The organism is Mesorhizobium sp. M0077, assembly GCF_040322955.1.
Lineage (GTDB): Bacteria > Pseudomonadota > Alphaproteobacteria > Rhizobiales > Rhizobiaceae > Mesorhizobium.
In genome coordinates, this window is sequence record NZ_JAMYUL010000045.1 from 1 (window position 1) to 564 (window position 564).

Consider the following 564-nt stretch of genomic DNA (forward strand, 5'->3'; position numbering starts at 1 on the left):
TGACACTCCTTGCCAACACTCTCTCGCAAGGGCCGATAAGCGATACCGTTGCCCACAACATGGCACGCAATGGTCTGCTGCAAGCAGCGCGTTGCAATGCCGACTTGCGCCTGCAGGTGCAATCGGCCATTCTTACCGTAGGTGCGTACCTTGTCGTCAGGCAGGAGGCTACGGCCGGGGTCATGATTGTCAGTTCGATCATGATGGGGCGTGCGCTGGCTCCGGTCGATCTGGCCATTTCAAGCTGGAAACCCTTCCTCATTGCGCGCCAGAGTTGGGCGCGGCTGGAGGACCTCTTGGAAAAGGTTCCTGAAACCGCTCCTGTTGTGCCTATGCCTGCACCTGAACGCGAACTGCGCCTCGAAAGCGTGACAATCGTTCCGCCCGGTGAAAGCAAGCCGACCGTGACCGGCCTTGCGTTTGCCATTCAGGCGGGAAGCGCACTTGGGGTCATCGGCGCATCGGGTTCGGGCAAGTCGACACTCTCGCGCGCCATCGTCGGCGCATGGACGCCGGTCGCCGGGAAGGTTCGCATCGACAGCGCAAGCCTCGATCAATGGGACC

General features: G+C 61.2%; 1 protein-coding gene. It reads left to right on the plus strand.

Annotated features, from left to right (window positions below):
* A partial coding sequence (locus NKJ57_RS30845) for an ATP-binding cassette domain-containing protein (RefSeq protein ID WP_352513795.1) occupies window positions 1-564 on the plus strand: 564 nt, incomplete at both ends.